Below are 22,891 nucleotides of genomic sequence, written 5' to 3'. Positions count from 1 at the left end.
CTGCGGGGACCCCGGCACCCACCCCCGTCGCTCCGGCGGCACGACGTGCCCGCAGCTGTGGGGAGGGGGAGGTCACGGCCTGGGCGGCAGGTAGGGGGCCGTCGAGGGGAGGGCCAGGTCCGAGGGGAGGAGGGAGCCGATCCAGGCGTCGCGGCGGGTGCCCTTGTTGTTGATCGCGGAGCGCAGCGTGCCCTCCACGGTGAAGCCCGCGCGCCGGGCCACCGCGCGGGAGGCCGTGTTGCCGACCTCGGCGCGCCACTCCAGGCGGTCGATCGCCCGGTCGGTGAAGGCCCAGCGGGCGACGGCGACGGCGGCCTCGGTGACGTAGCCGTGGCCGCGGTGCTCCTCGGCGCACCAGAAACCGATCTCGCCGACGCCCAGGGAGATCATCGTGACGCCCAGCATGCCCACCAGGTCACCGGCCGGGAGGAAGAGGCCGAAGGTGGCCATCGAGTCGTCGGCCCAGCCGGCCGGGACCATCTGCTCGGTGAAGCCCCGGGCGTGCTCGCGGAGGTAGGGGGAGGGGATCGTCGTCCAGCGCTGGATGTCGGGGTCCTGGCAGGCGGCGTACACGGCGTCGGTGTCCTGCGGGCCGACCGTGCGCAGGACCAGGCGGCCGGTGGTGAGCGTGACGGGTTCCATCGGCCGATTCTGCGGGGTGCCCGACGGCGGGCGCCATCCCTCCGCCCGGCGTGGACGGCCGGTCACTTTTCGAGGGATTCGCCGACGGGCGCGGCACCATACGGGGTGCGCGGACGTTGAACCCGTAGACAGCAGACCGGAAGCTGGATGAAGGAGCACACGGTCCCCGTCACAGCGGGCTCCCGGGGCGGCGGGGTCCTCGCATACGATGGCCGTTGCTCAGTACGTCACAGGAAATCGACCGTCCCAGGCCCGACCGGCAAGGAGACCAACCCCCGTGTCCGTCCTCTCGAAGATCATGCGTGCAGGCGAAGGCAAGATCCTGCGCAAGCTGCACCGCATCGCGGACCAGGTCAACTCCATCGAAGAGGACTTCGTCGACCTCTCCGACGCCGAGCTGAGGGCCCTCACCGATGAGTACAAGCAGCGGTACGCCGACGGTGAGAGCCTGGACGACCTGCTGCCCGAAGCCTTCGCCACCGTCCGGGAAGCCGCCAAGCGCGTCCTCGGCCAGCGGCACTACGACGTGCAGATCATGGGCGGCGCCGCCCTGCACATGGGCTATGTCGCCGAGATGAAGACCGGTGAGGGCAAGACCCTCGTCGGCACCCTGCCCGCCTACCTCAACGCCCTGTCCGGCGAGGGCGTGCACATCGTCACGGTCAACGACTACCTGGCCGAGCGCGACTCCGAGATGATGGGCCGCGTCCACAAGTTCCTCGGTCTGACCGTGGGCTGCATCCTGGCCAACCAGACGCCGGCCCAGCGCCGCGAGATGTACGCCTGCGACATCACCTACGGCACGAACAACGAGTTCGGCTTCGACTACCTGCGCGACAACATGGCCTGGTCCAAGGACGAGCTCGTCCAGCGCGGCCACAACTTCGCCATCGTCGACGAGGTCGACTCCATCCTGGTCGACGAGGCCCGTACGCCGCTGATCATCTCCGGCCCGGCCGACCAGGCCACCAAGTGGTACGGCGACTTCGCCAAGCTGGTCACCCGCCTGAAGAAGGGCGAGGCGGGCAACACCCTCAAGGGCATCGAGGAGACCGGCGACTACGAGGTCGACGAGAAGAAGCGCACCGTCGCCATCCACGAGTCCGGCGTCGCCAAGGTCGAGGACTGGCTGGGCATCGACAACCTCTACGAGTCGGTGAACACCCCGCTGGTCGGCTACCTGAACAACGCCATCAAGGCCAAGGAACTCTTCAAGAAGGACAAGGACTACGTCGTCATCGACGGCGAAGTCATGATCGTCGACGAGCACACCGGCCGTATCCTCGCCGGCCGCCGCTACAACGAGGGCATGCACCAGGCGATCGAGGCGAAGGAAGGGGTGGACATCAAGGACGAGAACCAGACGCTCGCCACGATCACCCTGCAGAACTTCTTCCGCCTCTACAAGCGCCACGACCACAGCGGCAAGGAACTGCCCGGCCTGTCCGGCATGACCGGTACGGCCATGACCGAGGCCGCCGAGTTCCACCAGATCTACAAGCTCGGCGTGGTGCCCATCCCGACCAACCGGCCGATGATCCGCAAGGACCAGTCGGACCTGATCTACCGCACCGAGGTCGCGAAGTTCGAGGCGGTCGTCGACGACATCGAGGAGAAGCACCGCAAGGGCCAGCCGATCCTGGTCGGCACCACCTCGGTCGAGAAGTCCGAGTACCTCTCGCAGCAGCTCAGCAAGCGCGGCGTCCAGCACGAGGTGCTCAACGCCAAGCAGCACGACCGGGAGGCGACGATCGTCGCCCAGGCCGGCCGCAAGGGCTCGGTCACGGTGGCCACCAACATGGCCGGCCGCGGTACCGACATCAAGCTCGGCGGCAACCCCGAGGACCTCGCCGAGGCGGAGCTGCGCCAGCGCGGTCTCGACCCCGAGGAGCACATCGAGGAGTGGGCCGCGGCCCTGCCCGCCGCCCTGGAGCGCGCCGAGCTGGCGGTCAAGGCCGAGAAGGAAGAGGTCGAGAAGCTCGGCGGCCTCTACGTCCTGGGCACCGAGCGGCACGAGTCGCGCCGCATCGACAACCAGCTGCGCGGTCGTTCCGGCCGCCAGGGCGACCCCGGCGAGTCCCGCTTCTACCTGTCCCTGGGCGACGACCTGATGCGGCTGTTCAAGGCCCAGATGGTCGAGCGCGTGATGTCGATGGCCAACGTCCCCGACGACGTGCCGATCGAGAACAAGATGGTCACCCGCGCGATCGCCTCCGCCCAGTCCCAGGTCGAGACCCAGAACTTCGAGACCCGCAAGAACGTCCTGAAGTACGACGAGGTCCTCAACCGGCAGCGCGAGGTCATCTACGGCGAGCGGCGCCGCGTCCTGGAGGGCGAGGACCTGCAGGAGCAGATCCAGCACTTCATGAACGACACGATCGAGGCGTACGTCCGCGCCGAGACCGCCGAGGGCTTCCCCGAGGACTGGGACCTCGACCGGCTGTGGGGCGCCTTCAAGCAGCTCTACCCGGTGAAGATCACCGTCGAGGAGCTGGAGGAGGCGGCCGGCGACCGGGCCGGACTGACCGCCGACTACATCGAGGAGTCCATCAAGGACGACATCCTCGAGCAGTACGAGGCGCGCGAGAAGCAGCTCGGCTCCGAGATCATGCGTGAGCTGGAGCGCCGGGTGGTGCTCTCGGTCCTGGACCGCAAGTGGCGCGAGCACCTCTACGAGATGGACTACCTCCAGGAGGGCATCGGCCTGCGCGCGATGGCCCAGAAGGACCCGCTGGTCGAGTACCAGCGCGAGGGCTTCGACATGTTCCAGGCCATGATGGACGGCATCAAGGAGGAGTCCGTCGGCTACCTGTTCAACCTGGAGGTCCAGGTCGAGCAGCAGGTCGAGGAGGTCCCGGTCGAGGACGCGGCGCCGTCGCTGGAGAAGGGCGCGCAGGACGCCGTGCCGGCCCAGGCGGGCGCGCGGCCGGAGATCCGCGCCAAGGGGCTCGACGCCCCGCAGCGCCGGAACATGCACTTCTCCGCGCCGACCGTGGACGGCGAGGGCGGGGTCGTCGAGGGCGACTTCACCACCGACGAGGAGCCCGCGCGTTCCTCGTCCGACGGCCTCACGCGCGCGGAGCGCCGCAAGCAGGCCAAGGGCGGACGCCGCCGCAAGAAGTGACCGTGCGGTGCCCCCGCGGCACCGTGGAAGGCCGAAGGGCCGGACGCCTGCGCGCGTCCGGCCCTTCGGCCTTTCCGGGCTGTGCGGGGCCGGGCCGGTCCGGTGAAGGGCTCAGTCCTCGTCGGCGCGGCGCCCGCGCGGGCCGCCGAGTTCCACCGCCGTGCAGCGCCAGCGCAGGTCCCGGCCCTGCTCCAGGCGGAAGGCCATCGCACGCAGCTGGTCACCCGCGCCGATGCGGGCGAAGACCTCCAGGGCGCCCGGCCGGGGCTCGAAGTAGCCGATGTCACGGACCACGGGGGCGGTGCCGCGGGTGCGCAGGGGGCCGCGTTCGGCGAGGTGGGCCAGTTCGTCGTAGGCGCGCCCGACGGTGTGGCGGAGCATCGAGTGGACGGGGCGCCTGCCGCTGAGCACGTGGAGCAGCAGCTCGGCGAAGTGGTCGGTCGGGCGGAGCTGCGGTACGGGGCGGCGGGGGGTCTGGGCGGGCACGACCGGCTCTGCCACGGGCGGGCCCTGGCGGGGAACGGCCGGGACGACGGACCCCGGCACGGTGGCGCCCGAGGGCGTGCGCGGCCCCGTCCTCGCGGTGCGCCCGGGGCCCGTCGTGGGCGGGCGCGTGTCCGCCGGCCGCGTACGGGCCCGCGTCGACCTGCCCGGCGAGCCCGGTGGGCGGCCGCCGGACGCCGTGGACCGTACGGCGCCACCGCCCGGCCGGCGCGGCGGCACGGCGCCGGGCACGCGCGACGCGTCGTCGGCCGGGGTGAGCGGTGCGGGAGTCGGCGCGACGGCGGCGGCCGGTGCGAGGCGGAGCGGGCGGGACTGCGTCCTGGTCATGACCTTGCGCATGGGGCTCCCCGTTTCGGCGGCCCGGCGGATACCGGGCGGTAACTTGCGGTCGGGGATCTTGTACGGGGCGGCGGGACGGCGCGGCAAGGAGCAGCGCGGCCGGGTCGAGGGTCGGGAAGGTTCACCTATCCGGGTGGTCCAAGGCGCCGGAAGGCTCGGTGTGGAGCGGCGGTACCGGGTGAATCCGGGGACGGAGGTGGACGCGTCGGGCGTCCCGGGTGGGGACTCGAAAGGGGACACCCGCACGTATCCTGAAGGCTCTTCCCGGGCCATCCCGGGCACCCGGTGGAGTCCCCGACCACGAAAGCGGCAGCCCCATGCGCGTCTACGTACCCCTGACCCTCCCCGGTCTCGCCGAGGCGCACAGGACGGGGCAGCTGGGCCAGGGGCCGCTCGTCGCCCACGCCGTCACCCCGGCGCTGCGCGAGTGGTACCTCTCGGACGACATCGAGGAGCTGGAGTACGCCGCGCTGAACCGGGCCGCGCTGGCCTCCCTGCGTCTGCTCGCCGCCGACGCCGGGGCGCCGCGGCGCCGGGTCGTGGTCGCCGCCGACGTGCCCGACGGGGCGGTCGGCACCGACCCGGGCCGCGGGCCCGACCCGACCGCGCTGGGCGAGGTGCGGGTGGCGGGGCCCCTGCGGCTGGCCGACGCGGCCTCGGTCCACGTCGACTCCACCGACGCGGAGGCGGACGTCACCGCCGCGGCCGAGGCGCTCGCGGCGGCGGACGGCGGGGACGACGACGCCCGGTTCGTGGTGGACGGGGCGGAGGACCACGAGCTGCTCTGGTACGCCACGCAGGAGATCCCGGGTCTGGTCGGGGCCGGCGACTGACGCGCCGGAGGCACCGACATCGGCCGGCGGGTGCGGCCGCCGGGTGCGGCCGCCGGGTGCGGCCGCCGGGTGCGGCCGCCGGGTCAGGCTCCCGGCGTCCGCCGTCGGGGGGCCTTCATGACTGTCGGTGGCGGCGGGTACGTTTTCGGGCATGGGGATGCAGACAGGGGCGCACATCGTCTGGGACTGGAACGGGACGCTGTTCCACGACAACGACGCGATCATCGGGGCGACGAACGCGGCCTTCGCCGAGCTGGGGCTGTCGCCGATCACGCTGGAGCAGTACCGGGCGCTGTACTGCGTGCCGGTGCCGAAGTTCTACGAGCGGCTGATGGGGCGGCTGCCCACCGACGCCGAGTGGGAGGTCATGGACGCCACCTTCCACCGCCACTACACCGAGCACCGGGTGCGGTGCGGGCTCACGGAGGGCGTCGCGGAGCTGCTGGCCGACTGGCGTGCTGCGGGGCGCAGCCAGTCGATCCTGAGCATGTACGGGCACGAGGAGCTGGTGCCGCTGGTCAAGGGCTTCGGGATCGAGTCGCACTTCGTACGGGTCGACGGGCGGACCGGGCCCTCCGGGGGCAGCAAGGCCGAGCACATGGTGCGGCACCTCGCGGAGCTGGCCGGCTCGGCGGGGGTCGATCCCACGCGCACGGTGGTGATCGGGGACGCCGCGGACGACGCGGTGGCCGCGGGGCGGGTGGGGGCGCGGGCGGTGCTCTACACCGGGGGGTCGCACAGTCGGGCGAGTCTCGAGGGGGCCGGGGTGCCGGTGGTGGACACGCTGGCGGAGGCGGTCGTGGAGGCGGCGCGGCTGGCGGCGTGACGTCCGGGCCGCGCCGGGTACGGGTGACCTCCGGGTCGTGCCGGGTACGGGTGACCTCCGGGCCGTGCCGGGTACGGGTGCCGGTGCGTGTGCCGGCCGGGCGGTGACCGGGGCCGGTGTGGGCGCGGGGGCGCGGTGGGCGGCCCGGCGCTGACGGGGCGCTGTCTCTGTGCAGAACGTCAAAGTTCGGGTCCCGGTTTTGTACACATACGGGTCGTGACGGGATCCCGGCGGAGGGCGATAGCCTTGTGGCGTGATCAGCGCGATAGCTCGCGGGGGCACCGTTGCCTCCGCCCTGCGCCCGGTGAGCACGGACGACATCCGTGTCCGGGCGGCGGTCGCTGGTCTTCGCGGGCGGGACGGGGCATCGACGGCCCCCGGTAGGACGCCGCGCACTCCCCGGACCGTGACGCCGAGAGCGACGTCACACCTGGTGAACGTGGCGACATTGGCTGATATGCCCCCGCTCCTCTCACCTTGCGGCATAGCGTCTGAAGGGTCCGGACACCCCGTGTCCCGACGACGTGCCGGAAGGCAGGAGACCGTACTTCCTTCAACGTCACGCAACGGCGCGCGACAGGAGCCAGAGGACAATGCAGACCAAGCTGGACGAAGCCAAGGCCGAGCTGCTCGAAAGGGCTGCGCGGGTAGCTGAGAACAGCCCGGTCGGGGGGCACCTACCGACTGGGACGACGGACGAGGGCACGCCGGGCACCCCGGGCACCCCGGGCACCCCGGACCAGGCATCCGTGTTCGCGTTCCTCCGGCGCTACTACCGGCACACCGCCCCGGAGGACCTGACCGACCGTGACCCGGTCGACGTCTTCGGAGCCGCCGTCTCGCACTACCGGCTGGCCGAGAACCGCCCGCAGGGCACGGCGAACGTGCGGGTGCACACCCCGACCGTCGAGGAGAACGGCTGGACGTGCAGCCACTCCGTCGTCGAGGTGGTCACCGACGACATGCCCTTCCTCGTCGACTCCGTCACCAACGAGCTGACCCGGCAGGGCCGCGGCATCCACGTCGTGGTCCACCCGCAGATCGTGGTGCGGCGCGACCTCACCGGCAAGCTCGTCGAGGTGCTCACCGGCGGCCCCTCCGCCGACCTGCCGCACGACGCGCACGTCGAGTCCTGGATCCACGTCGAGATCGACCGCGAGACCGACCGCGGCGACCTGAAGCAGATCACCGCCGACCTGCTGCGCGTCCTCAACGACGTCCGCGAGACCGTCGAGGACTGGGGCAAGATGCGCGACGCGGCCGTCCGCATCGCCGAGCAGCTGCCGGACGAGCCGACCCCCGCCGACCTGCCGCCGCGGGAGCTGGAGGAGGCCCGCGAGCTGCTGCGCTGGCTGGCCGACGACCACTTCACCTTCCTCGGCTACCGCGAGTACGAGCTGCGCGAGGACGACTCCCTCGCCGCCGTCGCCGGCACCGGGCTGGGCATCCTGCGCTCCGACCCGCATCACGCGACCGACGAGAGCCACCCGGTCAGCCCCTCGTTCGAGCGGCTCCCGGCCGACGCCCGGGCCAAGGCCCGCGAGCACCGGCTGCTGGTGCTGACCAAGGCCAACAGCCGGGCGACCGTGCACCGGCCGTCGTACCTGGACTACATCGGCGTCAAGAAGTTCGACGCGGACGGCAACGTCGTCGGCGAGCGCCGCTTCCTCGGCCTCTTCTCCTCCGCCGCGTACACCGAGTCCGTCCGCCGGGTGCCGGTGATCCGGCGCAAGGTGGAGGAGGTGCTGGAGCGGGCCGGGTTCTCGCCCAACAGCCACGACGGCCGGGACCTGCTCCAGATCCTGGAGACCTACCCGCGCGACGAGCTGTTCCAGACGCCGCCCGACGAGCTGCAGTCCATCGTCACCTCCGTGCTCTACCTCCAGGAGCGGCGCCGCCTGCGCCTCTACCTGCGCCAGGACGAGTACGGGCGCTACTACTCGGCGCTCGTCTACCTCCCCCGCGACCGCTACACCACCGGCGTCCGGCTGCGGATCATCGACATCCTCAAGGAGGAGCTCGGCGGCACCAGCGTCGACTTCACGGCCTGGAACACCGAGTCGATCCTGTCCCGGCTGCACTTCGTGGTCCGCGTCCCGCAGGGCACCGAGCTGCCGCACCTGTCCGACGCCGACAAGGAGCGCGTCGAGGCCCGCCTGGTCGAGGCCGCCCGCTCCTGGGCCGACGGGTTCGCCGAGGCGCTGACCGCCGAGTTCGGCGAGGAGCACGCGGCGGAGCTGCTGCGCCGCTACGGCAGCGCCTTCCCGGAGGGCTACAAGGCCGACCACGGCCCGCGCTCCGCGGTCGCCGACCTCGGTCACCTGGAGCGGCTCGACGAGGACCGCACCTTCGCGCTGAGCCTGTACGAGCCGGTCGGCGCCGCGCCCGAGGAGCGCCGCTTCAAGATCTACCAGAAGGGCGGCACCGTCTCCCTGTCCGCCGTGCTGCCGGTGCTCAGCCGGCTCGGCGTCGAGGTCACCGACGAGCGGCCGTACGACCTGCGCTGCGCGGACCGCACCACCGCCTGGATCTACGACTTCGGACTGCGCATGCCGAAGTCGGTGGCGGGCGGCGCCGACTACCTCGGCGACGACGCCCGCGAGCGCTTCCAGGAGGCCTTCGCCGCCACCTGGAACGGCCAGGCGGAGAACGACGGCTTCAACGCCCTGGTCCTCAGCGCCGGACTGACCTGGCGGCAGGCCATGGTGCTGCGCGCCTACGCCAAGTACCTGCGGCAGGCCGGCTCGACGTTCAGCCAGGACTACATGGAGGACACCCTCCGCAACAACGTCCACACCACGCGCCTGCTGGTCTCCCTCTTCGAGGCGCGGATGGCCCCGGAGCGCCAGCGCGCCGGACGCGAGATCGTCGACGCCCTGCTCGAAGAGGTCGACGCGGCCCTCGACCAGGTCGCCAGCCTCGACGAGGACCGCATCCTGCGCTCCTTCCTCACCGTCATCAAGGCGACGCTGCGGACGAACTTCTTCCAGAAGACGAGCGACGGCAAGCCGCACGACTACGTCTCCATGAAGTTCGACCCGCAGGCCATCCCCGACCTGCCCGCGCCGCGTCCGGCGTTCGAGATCTGGGTGTACTCCCCGCGCGTCGAGGGCGTCCACCTGCGCTTCGGCAAGGTCGCCCGCGGCGGTCTGCGCTGGTCCGACCGCCGGGAGGACTTCCGCACCGAGATCCTCGGCCTGGTCAAGGCGCAGATGGTGAAGAACACCGTCATCGTGCCGGTCGGCGCCAAGGGCGGCTTCGTCGCCAAGCAGCTGCCCGATCCGAACGTGGACCGGGACGCCTGGATGGCCGAGGGCATCGCCAGCTACCGGACCTTCATCTCGGCGCTGCTCGACATCACCGACAACATGGTCGCCGGCGAGGTCGTGCCCCCGGCCGACGTCGTCCGGCACGACGAGGACGACACGTACCTCGTCGTCGCCGCCGACAAGGGCACGGCGAAGTTCTCGGACATCGCCAACGAGGTCGCCGAGTCCTACAACTTCTGGCTCGGCGACGCCTTCGCCTCCGGCGGCTCGGCGGGCTACGACCACAAGGGCATGGGCATCACCGCCCGCGGCGCCTGGGAGTCCGTCAAGCGGCACTTCCGGGAGCTGGGCGTGGACACCCAGACCCAGGACTTCACCGTCGTCGGCATCGGCGACATGTCCGGCGACGTGTTCGGCAACGGCATGCTGCTGTCCGAGCACATCCGCCTGGTCGCCGCCTTCGACCACCGGCACATCTTCATCGACCCGAACCCGGACTCGGCCACCTCGTACGCGGAGCGCCGCCGGCTGTTCGAGCTGCCGCGCTCCTCCTGGGAGGACTACGACAGCGCGCTGATCTCGGCGGGCGGCGGCGTCTTCCCGCGCACCGCCAAGTCGATCCCGGTCAACGCCCACATCCGCGAGGCCCTCGGCATCGAGGCCGGCGTCACCAAGATGACCCCGGCCGACCTGATGAAGGCGATCCTCTCCGCGCCGGTGGACCTGCTGTGGAACGGCGGCATCGGCACGTACGTCAAGGCCTCCACCGAGTCCAACGGCGACGTCGGCGACAAGGGCAACGACGCCATCCGCGTCGACGGCAAGGACCTGCGTGTCCAGGTCGTCGGCGAGGGCGGCAACCTGGGCCTGACCCAGCTGGGCCGGATCGAGTTCGCCCGCAACGGCGGCAAGATCAACACGGACGCCATCGACAACAGCGCGGGCGTGGACACCTCCGACCACGAGGTGAACATCAAGATCCTGCTCAACGGTCTCGTCAAGGACGGCGACATGACCGTCAAGCAGCGCAACAAGCTGCTCGCCGAGATGACCGACGAGGTCGGCGCGCTGGTCCTGCGCAACAACTACGCGCAGAACACGGCGATCGCCAACGCGCTCGCCCAGTCCAAGGACATGCTCCACGCCCAGCAGCGCTTCATGCGCCACCTGGTCCGCGAGGGCCACCTCGACCGGGCGCTGGAGTTCCTGCCCACCGACCGCCAGATCCGCGAGCGCCTGGGCGCCGGGCACGGCCTGACCGGCCCGGAGACGGCCGTGCTGCTGGCCTACACGAAGATCACGGTCGCCGAGGAGCTGCTGCACACCTCGCTGCCCGACGACCCCTACCTCAAGGGCCTGCTGCACGCCTACTTCCCGACGGCGCTGCGCGAGCAGTTCCTGGACCAGATCGACAGCCACCCGCTGCGCCGCGAGATCACCACGACCGTCCTGGTCAACGACACGGTCAACACGGGCGGTACGACGTATCTGCACCGGATGCGCGAGGAGACCGGCGCGTCGCTGGAGGAGATCGTGCGGGCGCAGACCGCGGCCCGGGCGATCTTCCGGTCCTCCCCGGTGTGGGACGCGGTGGAGGCCCTGGACACCAAGGTCGAGGCCGCCGTCCAGACCCGTATCCGGCTGCACTCGCGGCGTCTGGTCGAGCGCGGCACGCGCTGGCTGCTCAACAACCGGCCGCAGCCGCTGGAGCTGGCCGAGACGGTGGACTTCTTCGCCGAGCGTGTCGAGCGGGTCTGGGCGGAGCTGCCGAAGCTGCTGCGCGGCGCGGACGCGGAGTGGTACCAGCACATCTACGACGAGCTGACCGCCGCCGGGGTGCCGGACGAGCCGGCCACGCGGGTCGCCGGGTTTTCCTCGGCCTTCCCGACGCTGGACATCGTGTCGGTGGCCGACCGCATGGGCAAGGAGCCGCTGGACGTCGCCGAGGTCTACTACGACCTCGCCGACCGGCTCGGCGTCACCCAGCTGATGGACCGCATCAGCGACCTGCCCCGCACCGACCGCTGGCAGTCGATGGCCCGCGCCGCGATCCGCGAGGACCTGTACGCGGCCCACGCGGCGCTCACCGCCGACGTGCTGGCGGCCGGCAACGGCACGTCGACGCCGGAGCAGCGGTTCAAGGCGTGGGAGCAGAAGAACGCGGCGATCCTCGGCCGGGCCCGCAGCACGCTGGAGGAGATCCAGGGTTCGGAGACGTTCGACCTGTCCAACCTGTCCGTGGCCATGAGGACGATGCGGACGCTGCTGCGCACGCATGCGTGACGGCGCGGCCGTGTGAGGAGCCCCGGGTCGAGACGACCCGGGGCTCTTCCGTGCGGTGCCGGACTGCGGACTCTGGCCCGTCGGTGCCGGACTCTGGCCCGTCCGTGCCGGACTCAGGCGGCTGTCTTGGCCTTCGGCGCGGGCTTGGCGGCCGGCTTGGCCTTGACCGCCCGGTCCGGGCCGCCGGTGAACTTCTCGTACTCCTTCAGGACCTCCTCCGTCGGCCCGTCCATGCGCAGCTCGCCCCGCTCCAGCCACAGCACCCGGTCGCAGGTGTCGCGGATGGACTTGTTGCTGTGGCTGACCAGGAACACGGTGCCCGCGTGCTTGCGCAGCTCCCGGATGCGCTCCTCGGACCGCTTCTGGAAGGAGCGGTCGCCGGTGGCCAGCGCCTCGTCGACGAGGAGGACGTCGTGGTCCTTGGCGGCGGCGATGGAGAAGCGCAGCCGGGCCGCCATGCCGGAGGAGTACGTGCGCATCGGCAGCGTGATGAAGTCGCCCTTGTCGTTGATCCCGGAGAAGTCGACGATCTCCTGGTACCGCTCCTTGATCTGGGCGCGGGACATGCCCATCGCCAGGCCGCCGAGGTGCACGTTGCGCTCGCCGGTGAGGTCGTTCATCAGGGCCGCGTTGACGCCGAGGAGGGAGGGCTGGCCGTCGGTGTAGATGTGGCCGTTCTCGACGGGGAGCAGACCGGCGACGGCCTTCAGCAGCGTCGACTTGCCGGAACCGTTGGTGCCGATCAGGCCGATGGCCTCGCCCCGGTACGCCACGAAGGACACGTTCTTCACGGCGTGCACCCGGCGTACGCCGGCCGCCTTCTCGGCCTTCTTCCGGCGCACGATGCGGTTGAGGGCGGCGGTCGCCGAACCCCGGCCGGCGCCGGTGCCGTTGACCCGGTAGACGATGTCGACACCGTCGGCGACGACGGTGGGTACGCGCTCGGCGGGGTTCTTGTCAGCGGGTGTGTCAGCCACGACCGTACGTCTCCTCGGCCTTCCAGAAGTAGATGAATCCGCCGATGCCGGCGAGCAGGGCCCAGCCCAGCGCGAGCGCCCACACATGGGGCGGCAGGTGGCTCGCGTCGAAGGTGTCGATCAGGGCGAAGCGCATCAGGTCGATGTAGACGACGGCGGGGTTGAGCTGGAGCACGGTGCCCACCCAGGACGGCAGGCCGCTGTCCGGGCCGGTCATGTGGTCGATGCTGAACATGACGCCGGATGCGTACATCCAGGTGCGCAGCACGAACGGCATCAGCTGGGCCGCGTCGGGGATCTTGGAGCCCACCCGTGCCATGAACAGCGCCACGCCCGCGTTGAACAGGAACTGCAGCACCAGCGCCGGCACCGCCAGCACCCAGGACGGCGCGGGCGGCACGCCGAAGGCCAGCAGGATGACGACGAGGGCGGCCATCGAGAACAGCAGCTGCTGGAGCTGCTGGAGGCAGAAGGAGACCGGCAGCGCGGCCCGCGGGAAGTGCAGGGCGCGCACCAGGCCCAGGTTGCCCGAGATGGCCCGGGTGCCCGCCATGATCGAGCTCTGGGTGAACGTCCAGACGAACACGCCGGTCACCAGGAAGGGGACGAAGTCCTCCACGCCCCGGCTGGTGTTCATCAGCATGCCGAAGATGAAGTAGTACACCGCCGCGTTGAGCAGGGGCGTCATCACCTGCCAGACCTGGCCCAGCTTCGCCTGGCTGTACTGGGCGGTGAGCTTGGCGGTGGCGAAGGCGGTGATGAAGTGCCGGCGCGCCCACAGCTGGCGGACGTACTGGGGCAGGGAGGGGCGGGCGCCGCTCACCGACAGACCGTGGCGGGCGGCGAGGGCCGCGAGGTCGTGTTCGTCGGCGGCGGCCGGGGCGGGGGCCGGAGGCGGTGTGTGGAGGACCTGGCTCACATCCGCTGCTTTCGCTCGGGGGAGGGGGTGGCGGCGCCGGGCGTTCACCTGGGTGCCGCAGCGCGTTCACTTACGTCGGGACGGGACCGTATCGTCGTAACGTGAGAGTAGGGCGTGGCCGCGTCGGAACGCAACCGTTTCGTCGTGACGCCCCTATGCTTGGCTCGCATGACGACCAACGCCGACGAGCCGCAGCCGCAGCCGCGTCCGCGCCGCCGGGCACCCGCCGGGGCGGCGGTGCTCCGCGAGGACGTGACGGAGGCCATCCGGGCGGCGGTCTTCGAGGAGCTGGCGGCGGTCGGCTACGCGCGGATGTCCATCGAGGGCATCGCGCGTCGCGCGGGCGTCGGCAAGACGGCCGTCTACCGGCGCTGGCGCTCCAAGCTGCACCTGGTGCTCGACATCGTCTCCGCCCTCGCCGTGCAGGGGCTGCCCGCGCCCGACACCGGGTCCCTGGAGGGCGACCTGCGGTTGCTGTACGAGGTGACGTCCCGGGCCCTGCGCCACCCGGTGGCCTCGCAGATCATCCCGGACCTCCAGGCGGAGGCGGCCCGCAATCCCGACATCGCCGAGGCGATGCAGAAGGCCCTGCGGGAGGGGCAGGACGGCGTCGCCAGCAGAATCCTGGCGGCGGCGGCGGAGCGCGGCGAGCTGAGCGCGGCCGTCGACACCGACCTCGCCCTCGACCTGATCTCGGGCCCGCTGTACTGGCGCTCGGTGGTGATCCGCAGTCCGAAGCTCCCCAAGGGGTATCTGGGGGCGCTGGCGCGGGCGACGGCGGAGGGGCTCAAGGCGCTCTGAGCACGGTCCGGTCCGTCGGTGGTCCCCGCCCGTGACGGAGCCGGTGGAAGCGGTGCGGTCACCTTCGGGGGGCGGCGGTCACGGCGGGGACGTCAACTGCGGAAGGGCTGCGCTCGTGAATCCACCTGAGAACCTGGCCGAGCGGTTCGAGGAGCACCGACCTCGTCTCAAGGCGGTCGCGTACCGCATGCTCGGTTCGCTGACCGAGGCGGAGGACGCGGTCCAGGAGGCGTGGCTGCGGTTGTCCGGCTCGGACGGTCAGCGGATCGACAACCTCGGAGGCTGGCTGACCACGGTGGTCGGCCGGGTCTGTCTGGACCTGCTCCGGACCCGCAAGCGGCGGGGCGAGGAGCCCCTGGAGGACCGGCTGCCCGATCCGGTGATCGGCCGGGAGGACCGCGCCGACCCCGAGCATCAGGCGCTGGTGGCCGACTCGGTCGGGCTGGCGCTGCTGGTGGTGCTGGACTCGCTCAACCCGGCGGAGCGGCTGGCGTTCGTGCTGCACGACATGTTCGGGCTGTCGTTCGAGGAGATCGCGCCGATCGTCGACCGCACGCCCCAGGCGGCCAGGAAGCTGGCCAGCCGGGCGCGGCTGAGGGTCCGCGGCGCGACGCCGCCGCCGGACCCGGACCGCTCGGGCCAGCGCCGGGTGGTGGACGCCTTCCTGGCCGCCGCGCGCGGCGGCGACTTCGACGGGCTGGTGGCCCTCCTCGACCCGGAGGTGACGCTGCGCGCGGACGGCGGTGCGCTCACCGGGGGTCTGCGGACGATCCGCGGTGCCGCCGCCGTGGCCGGGCAGCTGGACACCTTCCGGCGGATGGCCACCGCCGCCGCCACGCACCCGGCGCTGGTCAACGGCGCGGCCGGGCTGGTCAACACCATGGACGGGCGGCCGTTCTCCGTCATGGGCTTCACCGTGTCCGGGGGCCGGATCGCCGCCATCGACATCCTCTCCGACCCCGCACGCCTGGCCGGGCTGGACCTGGCCTCCCTGGAGGGCTGAACCGGCGGCTGCCGGGCCGCACGGAAGCGGCGGCCCGGCCCGAGTCCCGCGCCGCCCCCGGGGTGCAGCCGTACCCGGCCCGCCGGCCCTAGTCCCGTGCCGCCCCCGGGTGCAGTCGTACCCAGCCCGCCCAGGCGGACGTGATCATGTCTTCCACGTCGTACTTGGCCTTCCAGCCCAGTTCGGCGGCGGCGCGGTCGGCCGAGGCGACCACGCGGGCCGGGTCGCCGGGGCGGCGCGGGGTGACCGTCGGGGGGTGGTCGTGGCCGGTGAGGGCGTTGATGCGGTCGATCATCTCGCGGACGGAGACGCCCTCGCCCCGGCCGATGTTGAGGGTGAGCGAGCGGCCCGGGGACGCCTGGAGGGTGCGGGCCGCGGCGACGTGGGCCTCGGCCAGGTCGACCACGTGGATGTAGTCGCGCACACAGGTGCCGTCCGGCGTCGCGTAGTCGTCGCCGAAGATCCGGGGGGCCGCGGACTCCGTGAGCTTCTCGAAGACCATCGGGACGAGGTTGTAGACGCCGGTGTCGGCCAGCTCGGGGGCGGCCGCGCCCGCCACGTTGAAGTAGCGCAGGCAGGCCGTGGACAGACCGGTGGCCCGGCCGGTCGCGCGCACCAGCCACTCGCCGGCCAGCTTGGTCTCGCCGTACGGCGACATGGGCAGGCACGGGGTCTCCTCCGTCACCAGGTCCACGTCGGGCATGCCGTAGACGGCCGCGGAGGAGGAGAAGACGAAGGACGGGACACCGGCCGCGGTGACCGCCTCCAGCAGGACGCGCAGGCCCTCGACGTTCTCCCGGTAGTAGTGCAGCGGCAGCTCCACCGACTCGCCGACCTGCTTCTTCGCGGCGAGGTGCACCACGCCGGTGACGGAGTGGTCGCCGAGGGCGCGGGCGACCCGCTCGCCGTCCAGCACCGAGCCGACCACCAGCGGGACGCCGTCGGGCACCCGCTCGGCGATGCCGGTGGACAGGTCGTCGTAGACGACCGTCCGCTCGCCCGCCTCGGTCATCGCGCGTACGACGTGCGCCCCGATGTATCCGGCGCCGCCGGTGATCAGCCAGGTCATGTGCGGCCGTCCCCTCGTCAGTGGTCCTCGGTGGTCATGATCCGTCATCCCGGCGCCCGGCGGGCACCGTCACCTGTCAGGACGGCGCACCGGCCGCGTCGGTGCCGTAGCCGTCCAGGGCGGCGGTGAGCCGGTCGAGGCGGGTGCGCAGGTCCTGCACCTCCGCCAGGTCGAGGCCGGTGGCCGCCGCGATGCGGCGCGGCACCTCGGTGGCCCGCTCGCGCAGCGCCAGGCCCTCCCCGGTGGGCCGCACCCGGACCGACCGCTCGTCGCTCGCGCTGCGCTCCCGCCGGACCAGGCCGGCCGCCTCCAGCCGCTTAAGCAGCGGCGAGAGCGTGCCGGAGTCCAGCCGCAGGTGCTCGCCGAGCTTCTTCACCGGCAGCTCCCCGTGCTCCCAGAGCACCAGCATCACCAGGTACTGCGGGTAGGTGAGCCCGAGGTCCTTGAGGACCACGCGGTAGACGCCGTTGAAGGCGCGCGAGGCCGCGTTCAGGGAGAAGCAGATCTGCTGGTCCAGGCGGAGCCAGTCCGTTGCGGGCGTGGTCATGCCCTCCAGGGTATCCGAACGGTTCTCGCGCGCTATTGAGTTGTGCACAACTTAATTGCGTGCTCTACTTGTGGGTGTCAGGCGTCGCCACGACGCTCCGTACAGCCTTCACAGAGGGACGGTTCTCCCATGGACGCGCTCTACACCGCCGCCGCCACCGCCACCCACGGCCGCGACGGCCGCACCGTCAGCTCCGACGGCAAGCTCGACCTCGCGCTCGGCGTTCCCGTGGAGATGGGCGGCAACGGGCAGGGCACCAACCCGGAGCAGCTCTTCGCCGCCGGGTACGCGGCCTGCTTCGGCAGCGCCCTCGGTCTGGTCGGCCGGCAGGCCAAGGTCGACGTCAGCGACGCCGCGGTGACCGCCGAGGTCGGCATCGGCAAGCAGGGCGAGGGCTTCGCGCTCGCCGTCACCCTCCGGGTGGAGCTGCCGGAGGGGCTGGACGAGGAGACCGGCCGCAAGCTGGTCGAGCAGGCCCACCAGGTCTGCCCCTACTCCAACGCCACCCGGGGCAACATCCCGGTCGACCTCGTCATCGAGTAGCCGGCGCCCGGCGGACCCCGCCGGTCAGCCCCCGGCCCCCACCCGCGCCAGCACTTCGCCCGTCCGCTCGCTCCACGCCACCACCACCGCCTCCTCGGGCACCGGCTGCCAGCGTGTGAGCAGCAGCCAGCGGACGTCGTAGCGCCGCACGATCGCGGCGCGCTCGGCGCGGGTCGAGCCGGGGGCGAGGTAGGTCTCGACGTCGGCCACCCGCCGCCCGCGCTCCCGCTCGTCCAGCGAGGGGTCCGGCCAGGCGGGCGCCGCGAGGTTCGGCCCGTACCCGGCGATGGCGTGCCCGGCGTAGTAGCCGTCGGTGATCACGACCTCGCCGGGACCGATGTGCCGCGCCGCCCACGCGTACGTCGGCCAGTGCGGCGGCTGCTCGAAGCCGACCGGGTCCAGGGTGCGCGGCACCACCGCCCCCGCCTGGACCGTGAGGAAGCCCAGCAGCGCCCCCGCCGCCGCCACCGAGCCCAGCGCCCTGCGCCACCACCCCCAGGGCCGGGGCGCCGCCAGCTCCACCGCCAGCGCGAACTGCAACGGCACCAGCGTCAGCCCGAGGATGCGGCCGTAGGTGTAGTGGCCGCTGAACCAGCCGTACGCCACCACCGCGCAGTCCAGCGCGAACATCAGCACCAGCGGATCGCGCGCCGACGCCCGCCCGCGCAGCCACAGCGCCGGCAGCCCGAGCAGCGCCAGCCAGAACTCCCCGGGCAGCTCCAGGTAGAGCACGCGGTGCATCCCGTCCACGCTGCCGTCCCCGGCCAGCGCGAACACGTCGAAGTACGGCCACAGCGCCGCCGACGCCACCGCCACCGCGCCCGTCAGCGCCCACCGCCCGACGACCGGGCCGCGCCAGCCGCGCTGCCACCCGGCCACCAGCGCCGCCGCGCCCAGTGCCGCCGCCACCGCCGTGATCGGGTGGACGAGGAGGATCAGGGCGTAGAGGAGGCCGAGGCCGGCGTAACCGGGCAGGCCGCGCAGGCCGCTCGGGCCCACGTACCGCACCCGGCGTTCGTCCCGGGCCCGCGCGCCCGTCAGCGCCCACGCCCAGAAGGTGAGCCCGATCGCGAAGGCCGACGGGTAGCCGAGGTTGCCCGTCATCGACATCAGTCCGAGGTAGCCGCTCCACCAGGCCCGCTCGGTGCCCCACAGCAGCGTCATCGCGCCCAGCGCCAGCACCGGCGCCCACGGCCGCGGGCTCAGCACCCGCACGAAACGGCCGAGGCCGGTCAGCAGCACCAGGAGGTTCAGCGGCCCGGCGAGCCGCACCACCTCCCAGCCGCCCAGCCCGGTCAGCCGGGCGAACAGGCCCTGTGCCACGGCGTACGGCGAGTAGTAGGCGCTGCCCTCGCCCGGCAGGTCGGCCATCGGGTGGCGGGGGTGGAGCAGGTCCGCCTTCAGGCGCTCGACGACGGCCGCGTGCTGGCCGGCGTCGCAGCACAGCGGCACCGCCCAGTACGCGAGCGTCATCACCAGGAAGAACAGGAAACCGGTGGCCTGGTACGGGGTGGGACGCCACGGCCGGCGCCCACGCAGCGCCGTGGCGCCGCGTACGGGCCGCCGGACGAGGACACCGGCGCTCACGGAGCGTGCGAAGGGTGGGACATTCGGGACATTTGCCGTATGTTCCCGGTGGCCGTGCCGAGGTCAACGACACGGGCTCATGTCACCGAAACGAGTGACCGTCGATCGGCGGCGCGCGCCCGTTCAGCCCGCGGCGCGCGCCCGTTCGGCCTGCCCCTGCGCCGGCAGCGCCACCCGGCCGCCTCGCACCACCGGCTCCAGCAGCAGCGGGAGCCCCACCACCGGGAGCAGCCAGGCCAGCACGATCAGGCGCTCTCCCCAGATGTTGATGTCCGGGTGGGCCGCCTGGGTCAGGACGCCGGTGAACGCCGCCGCGACCAGGAAGACCCCGACCGCGCCGGCGCGCCGCAGCGCGCCCCACGCCCCGGCGGCCAGCGCCGCCGCGAACAGCGGCTCCCACGCCTGCCGCCGCAGCCACTCCACCCAGAAATTGCCCTGCAACTGCCAGAACTCCGGCCACGGGTCCGCGCGGTCCGGCCGGGCGAAGTGCCCGGTCAGCAGGTCCTGGAGGCTGTCGGACACCGTCGGGTAGTGCAGCAGCCGCGACAGGACCAGGGTGCCGGCCGCGCCCGCCAGGCCGATGGCCGCCAGCACGAGCGTCTCCCGCCCCGGCGCCCGTCCCCGGCGGCGTCGCCGCAGCGCCAGCAGCGCGCCCGCCACCGCCAGGCACACCCCGAGGAACAGCGCCTGCGAGTGCTTCACGGTGAACAGCGCGAGCAGCGACCCGCCGACCAGCGCGTACCCGGCCCGCGCCCGCCCCGCGCGCAGCACCAGCGCGCACCCCCACACCGCCGCCAGGGTCAGCGCCATCAGCAGGCCCTCGGCCATCGGGCGCATGGCCGTGGTCCCGCACGGCAGCACGTAGTACAGCGCCTGCCCGGTCAGCGCGAGCGGCAGCGGGACGGACAGGGTGCGCAGGATCAGGAAGACCAGGACGCCGCCCGCGCAGGCGATGACGACACCGGCCGCCCACAGCCCCCACGTCGCGCCGAGGAGCGCGACGAAGGGCACCAGGAACAGCGGGTAGCCGGGGCGCGCCTCGAAGATCCGCATGAAGCGTTCCGTCATGTACGGCACGGTGTGCCCGTCGGTCTGGCCGGCCGCCAGCCTCGGCTCCACCTGCCGCCACTCCCGCTCCCGGCACGCGTCCCTCACCCGGTCGGCGGGGTCGGGCCGGTGGAAGTGGACCACGTGCACGCTCTGGTCGCGGCGGGCCGTCGACGCCTGGCTCGCGCACACGTAGTCGATGGTGTCCGCCGCCACCCCGCGCTTGCTCCCACCGGCCAGGCTCAGCGCGTACGACAGGTAGTTCTTGGTGTCGGGGGTGTCCCGGCCGGTGACGTTCGCGAGCTGGAGCAGGGCGAACACCGCGGCCAGGACCAGCACCCAGGTGCGCGCCCTCATGACGAGGTGAGCAGGTCGCGGCCGGAGACGGCCGGGACCGGCCGGGCGGCGGGCACGCCGACGGGCTCCGGCATCGGCTCGCCCAGCAGCAGTGTCCGCACCACCCGCTCGGCGGCCCGGCCGTCCTCGTACTCGCAGAACCGGTCCCGGAACGCGGACCTGAGCCGCGCCGCCTCCTCGTCCCGCCACGCCCCCGAGGCCAGCAGCCACGCCAGCTCCCGGTAGGAGCGCGACACATGGCCCGGCGCCTCGGCCGTGACGTCGAAGTAGGTGCCCCGGCTCGCGGTGTAGGCGGCCCAGTCGTCGGCGTGGATCAGGACCGGCCGGTCCAGGAGGACGTAGTCGAACATCAGGGCCGAGTAGTCGGTGATCAGCAGGTCGGAGGCGAGCATCAGGTCCTCGACGTGCGGCTCGTCCGTCGCGTCGATCAGCACGCCCCGCCGGTGCAGCTCCGCCAGCCCCAGGCCGCGCGCCGGGCCGGCGGCCAGGGACGGGTGCAGCCGCACCACCAGCGTGTGGCCCTCGCCGAGATCGGCGGCGAGCCGGGCCGGGTCGATCCGCTCCACGTACCCGCCGCGCCGGTACTCGCGGCGGGTCGGCGCGTACAGCACCACGGTGTGCCCGTCCGGGACGCCGAGCCGCTCACGGACCCGGCGGCCGTCCTGCGGCCCCGCGTTCACCAGCACGTCGTTGCGCGGGCTGCCGGTGCGCGCGGAGGAGAAGTGACAGGGGTACGCCCGCTCCCACACCCGTTCCGCGTACCGGCCGGCGACCAGGCTGTGGTCCCAGCGGTCCGCCCGGCGCAGCATCTGCGGCACGTCCAGACCGTGCCGGGCGCCGGGCCGGCCCAGCAGGTCGGCGCCCATGTACTTGAGCGGGGTGCCCTGGTGGGTGTGGATGTGGACGCTGCCGGGCCGCTTGGGCACGGCCCAGGGCCAGTTGACGTTGTTGACGAGGAACGCGGCCCGTTCGACCGCCCGGCGGTACTGCGCGCTGCCGAGGAGCACGTGCTCGGTGTCCGGCGGCAGTGCCGCCGCCTCCTCCTCGCCGCGCACCACCCACACACCGCGCAGGTGCGGGGCGATCTCGCGGGCCTTGCGGTGGATCGCCCCCGGGTCGCCCAGCACACCGCGGTGCGAGAAGGCCGAGTAGACGACGAGGTCCGGATCGAGCGGCCGGCGCACGTTCACCGCGGTCCGCACCCGCCCCAGGCGTCCGGCGGCCGCCCCCCGCGCCTGCCGCGCCCGGCGCCCCAGCTCCCGGCCCGCCCGGCCGGACCCGCGGCGCAGCCGGTAGGCCGCGTACCCGTGCTCCAGGACGCGCAGTTCGGCCGGGGTCTCGGCGCCCTCGGGGCGGTACCTCCGGAACATCTCGGCGGTGCGGCGGAAGAACTCCGCCTTGTCCGACGGCGGCAGCCGGTCCGGCTTGGACAGGATGTCCAGGCAGTGCTCACCCATCTTGGCGTGCAGGAAGGGCCGCCAGCGGGCCAGCTCCGGTCGGGCGTCGAGGAAGGCGAAGACCCGCTCGTACTGTGCGTGCACGTCGAAGTGCCTGCGGCTGGTGGTGGACAGGATGTTGCCCTGGCGGCGCTGGCGGTAGTTGAGGCAGATGCGGTCCAGGGTGGCGATCCGCTCGGCGGCGAACATGACCGGGAAGGTCCAGGGCGTGTCCTCGTAGTAGCCCGGGGGGAAGGTGAAGCCCTCCCGTTCGACGAAGTCCCGCCGGTAGACCTTGTTCCACACCACCATCAGCAGGTCGAGGATCTCGGGCCGCTCGGCGGCGGTGAAGGTCCGGTCGGTCTCGGCGAGCACCTGGGCGAGGACGTTGCGCCGGGTGCCGCCCCACCAGTACGTGCGGGCGTAGTCGAAGACCAGGACGTCCGGGTCCTCCGCCTCCGCGAGCCGGTCGGCCATGGCGCGCAGGGCGCCGGGGGTGAGGGTGTCGTCGCTGTCGAGGAAGAAGAGGTAGTCGCCGGTGGCCAGCGGCAGCCCGGCGTTGCGGGCCCGGCCGAGGCCCACGTTCTCCTCCAGGTGCAGCACGCGCACCCGCTCGTCCAGGGCGGCGTACTCGTCGAGGATCGCGCCGCAGCCGTCCGGGGAGCAGTCGTCCACGGCGACGACCTCGATGTCCCGGAAGGACTGGTCCAGCACGGAGTCCAGGCACTCGCGCAGGAAACCCTGCACCTTGAAGCACGGGACGATGACGCTGAAGCGGGGCACGG

General features: G+C 72.5%; 16 protein-coding genes. 7 read left to right on the top strand and 9 right to left on the bottom strand.

What is annotated here, in order from left to right:
* Positions 1–72 precede the first annotated feature (72 nt).
* Entirely contained in the window at positions 73–642 is a 570-nt protein-coding gene (locus ACFZP7_RS14230) for a GNAT family N-acetyltransferase (RefSeq protein ID WP_019325734.1), read from the bottom strand.
* Between the two features lie 277 nt (positions 643–919).
* On the opposite strand from ACFZP7_RS14230, the gene secA reads away from it, so the two are divergent.
* A complete protein-coding gene (secA, locus tag ACFZP7_RS14225; RefSeq protein ID WP_385634540.1) occupies positions 920–3,766 on the top strand; it encodes a preprotein translocase subunit SecA in 2,847 nt (948 codons plus the stop codon).
* 111 nt (positions 3,767–3,877) lie between these two features.
* Here the strand turns inward: secA and ACFZP7_RS14220 are convergent, their stop codons facing one another.
* Positions 3,878–4,609, bottom strand: a complete 732-nt coding sequence (locus tag ACFZP7_RS14220) for an Rv3235 family protein (protein ID WP_385634539.1) — start codon at positions 4,607–4,609, stop codon at positions 3,878–3,880.
* Between the two features lie 317 nt (positions 4,610–4,926).
* Between ACFZP7_RS14220 and ACFZP7_RS14215 the strand changes: the two genes are divergently transcribed.
* The 3 genes from ACFZP7_RS14215 (at position 4,927) to ACFZP7_RS14205 (ending at position 11,820) form a co-directional block, all read left to right on the top strand.
* Positions 4,927–5,442: a DUF6912 family protein gene (locus ACFZP7_RS14215; protein ID WP_385634538.1), complete on the top strand. Its 516-nt coding sequence runs from the start codon at positions 4,927–4,929 to the stop codon at positions 5,440–5,442.
* Between the two features lie 151 nt (positions 5,443–5,593).
* Positions 5,594–6,268, top strand: a complete 675-nt coding sequence (locus ACFZP7_RS14210; protein ID WP_019325730.1) for an HAD family hydrolase — start codon at positions 5,594–5,596, stop codon at positions 6,266–6,268.
* A gap of 593 nt (positions 6,269–6,861) precedes the next feature.
* On the top strand, positions 6,862–11,820 hold the full coding sequence (locus tag ACFZP7_RS14205) for an NAD-glutamate dehydrogenase (RefSeq protein WP_385634537.1): 4,959 nt from the start codon (positions 6,862–6,864) through the stop codon (positions 11,818–11,820).
* Between the two features lie 113 nt (positions 11,821–11,933).
* Here ACFZP7_RS14205 and ACFZP7_RS14200 read toward each other — a convergent pair whose 3' ends face one another.
* Together ACFZP7_RS14200 and ACFZP7_RS14195 are read right to left on the bottom strand one after the other, a co-directional pair.
* Complete coding sequence (locus ACFZP7_RS14200) at positions 11,934–12,797, bottom strand: ABC transporter ATP-binding protein (protein WP_031019595.1); 864 nt, start codon at positions 12,795–12,797, stop codon at positions 11,934–11,936.
* Positions 12,790–13,716 carry an ABC transporter permease gene (locus ACFZP7_RS14195; RefSeq protein ID WP_385634536.1) on the bottom strand — a complete coding sequence of 309 codons (927 nt, stop codon included), beginning with the start codon at positions 13,714–13,716 and terminating at the stop codon, positions 12,790–12,792. Before ACFZP7_RS14195 ends, ACFZP7_RS14200 begins: the two co-directional genes overlap by 8 nt.
* 168 nt (positions 13,717–13,884) lie before the next feature.
* Between ACFZP7_RS14195 and ACFZP7_RS14190 the strand changes: the two genes are divergently transcribed.
* Complete coding sequence (locus ACFZP7_RS14190) at positions 13,885–14,517, top strand: TetR/AcrR family transcriptional regulator (protein ID WP_019325726.1); 633 nt, start codon at positions 13,885–13,887, stop codon at positions 14,515–14,517.
* 115 nt (positions 14,518–14,632) lie between these two features.
* Positions 14,633–15,520 (top strand): sigma-70 family RNA polymerase sigma factor, encoded by an 888-nt coding sequence (locus ACFZP7_RS14185; RefSeq protein ID WP_385634535.1) that lies wholly within the window; start codon positions 14,633–14,635, stop codon positions 15,518–15,520.
* Between the two features lie 88 nt (positions 15,521–15,608).
* On the opposite strand, the gene galE is transcribed toward ACFZP7_RS14185, so the two are convergent.
* Both galE and ACFZP7_RS14175 read right to left on the bottom strand, forming a co-directional pair.
* Positions 15,609–16,589: a UDP-glucose 4-epimerase GalE gene (gene galE, locus ACFZP7_RS14180; RefSeq protein ID WP_220671646.1), complete on the bottom strand. Its 981-nt coding sequence runs from the start codon at positions 16,587–16,589 to the stop codon at positions 15,609–15,611.
* A gap of 76 nt (positions 16,590–16,665) precedes the next feature.
* Positions 16,666–17,136 (bottom strand): MarR family winged helix-turn-helix transcriptional regulator, encoded by a 471-nt coding sequence (locus ACFZP7_RS14175; protein WP_030975338.1) that lies wholly within the window; start codon positions 17,134–17,136, stop codon positions 16,666–16,668.
* 129 nt (positions 17,137–17,265) lie between these two features.
* Between ACFZP7_RS14175 and ACFZP7_RS14170 the strand changes: the two genes are divergently transcribed.
* Positions 17,266–17,679 carry an organic hydroperoxide resistance protein gene (locus tag ACFZP7_RS14170; RefSeq protein ID WP_019325722.1) on the top strand — a complete coding sequence of 138 codons (414 nt, stop codon included), beginning with the start codon at positions 17,266–17,268 and terminating at the stop codon, positions 17,677–17,679.
* Positions 17,680–17,703: 24 nt separating this feature from the next.
* On the opposite strand, the gene ACFZP7_RS14165 is transcribed toward ACFZP7_RS14170, so the two are convergent.
* From ACFZP7_RS14165 to ACFZP7_RS14155, 3 genes are all read right to left on the bottom strand, one after another.
* Positions 17,704–19,266, bottom strand: a complete 1,563-nt coding sequence (locus ACFZP7_RS14165; protein ID WP_193449007.1) for a hypothetical protein — start codon at positions 19,264–19,266, stop codon at positions 17,704–17,706.
* A gap of 123 nt (positions 19,267–19,389) precedes the next feature.
* The gene (locus ACFZP7_RS14160; protein ID WP_193449006.1) at positions 19,390–20,670 is read right to left on the bottom strand and encodes a hypothetical protein; all 1,281 of its coding nucleotides are present in this window, start codon (positions 20,668–20,670) and stop codon (positions 19,390–19,392) included.
* The gene (locus ACFZP7_RS14155; protein WP_385634534.1) at positions 20,667–22,889 is read right to left on the bottom strand and encodes a CDP-glycerol glycerophosphotransferase family protein; all 2,223 of its coding nucleotides are present in this window, start codon (positions 22,887–22,889) and stop codon (positions 20,667–20,669) included. The genes ACFZP7_RS14160 and ACFZP7_RS14155 overlap by 4 nt, the downstream gene beginning before the upstream one ends.
* Positions 22,890–22,891: the final 2 nt, after the last annotated feature.

It is taken from the genome of Streptomyces sp. SudanB5_2050, assembly GCF_964272335.1.
Lineage (GTDB): Bacteria > Actinomycetota > Actinomycetes > Streptomycetales > Streptomycetaceae > Streptomyces > Streptomyces rochei.
Note: the sequence above shows the minus strand (reverse complement) of the source record. Positions and strands in the feature narration are given on the sequence as shown.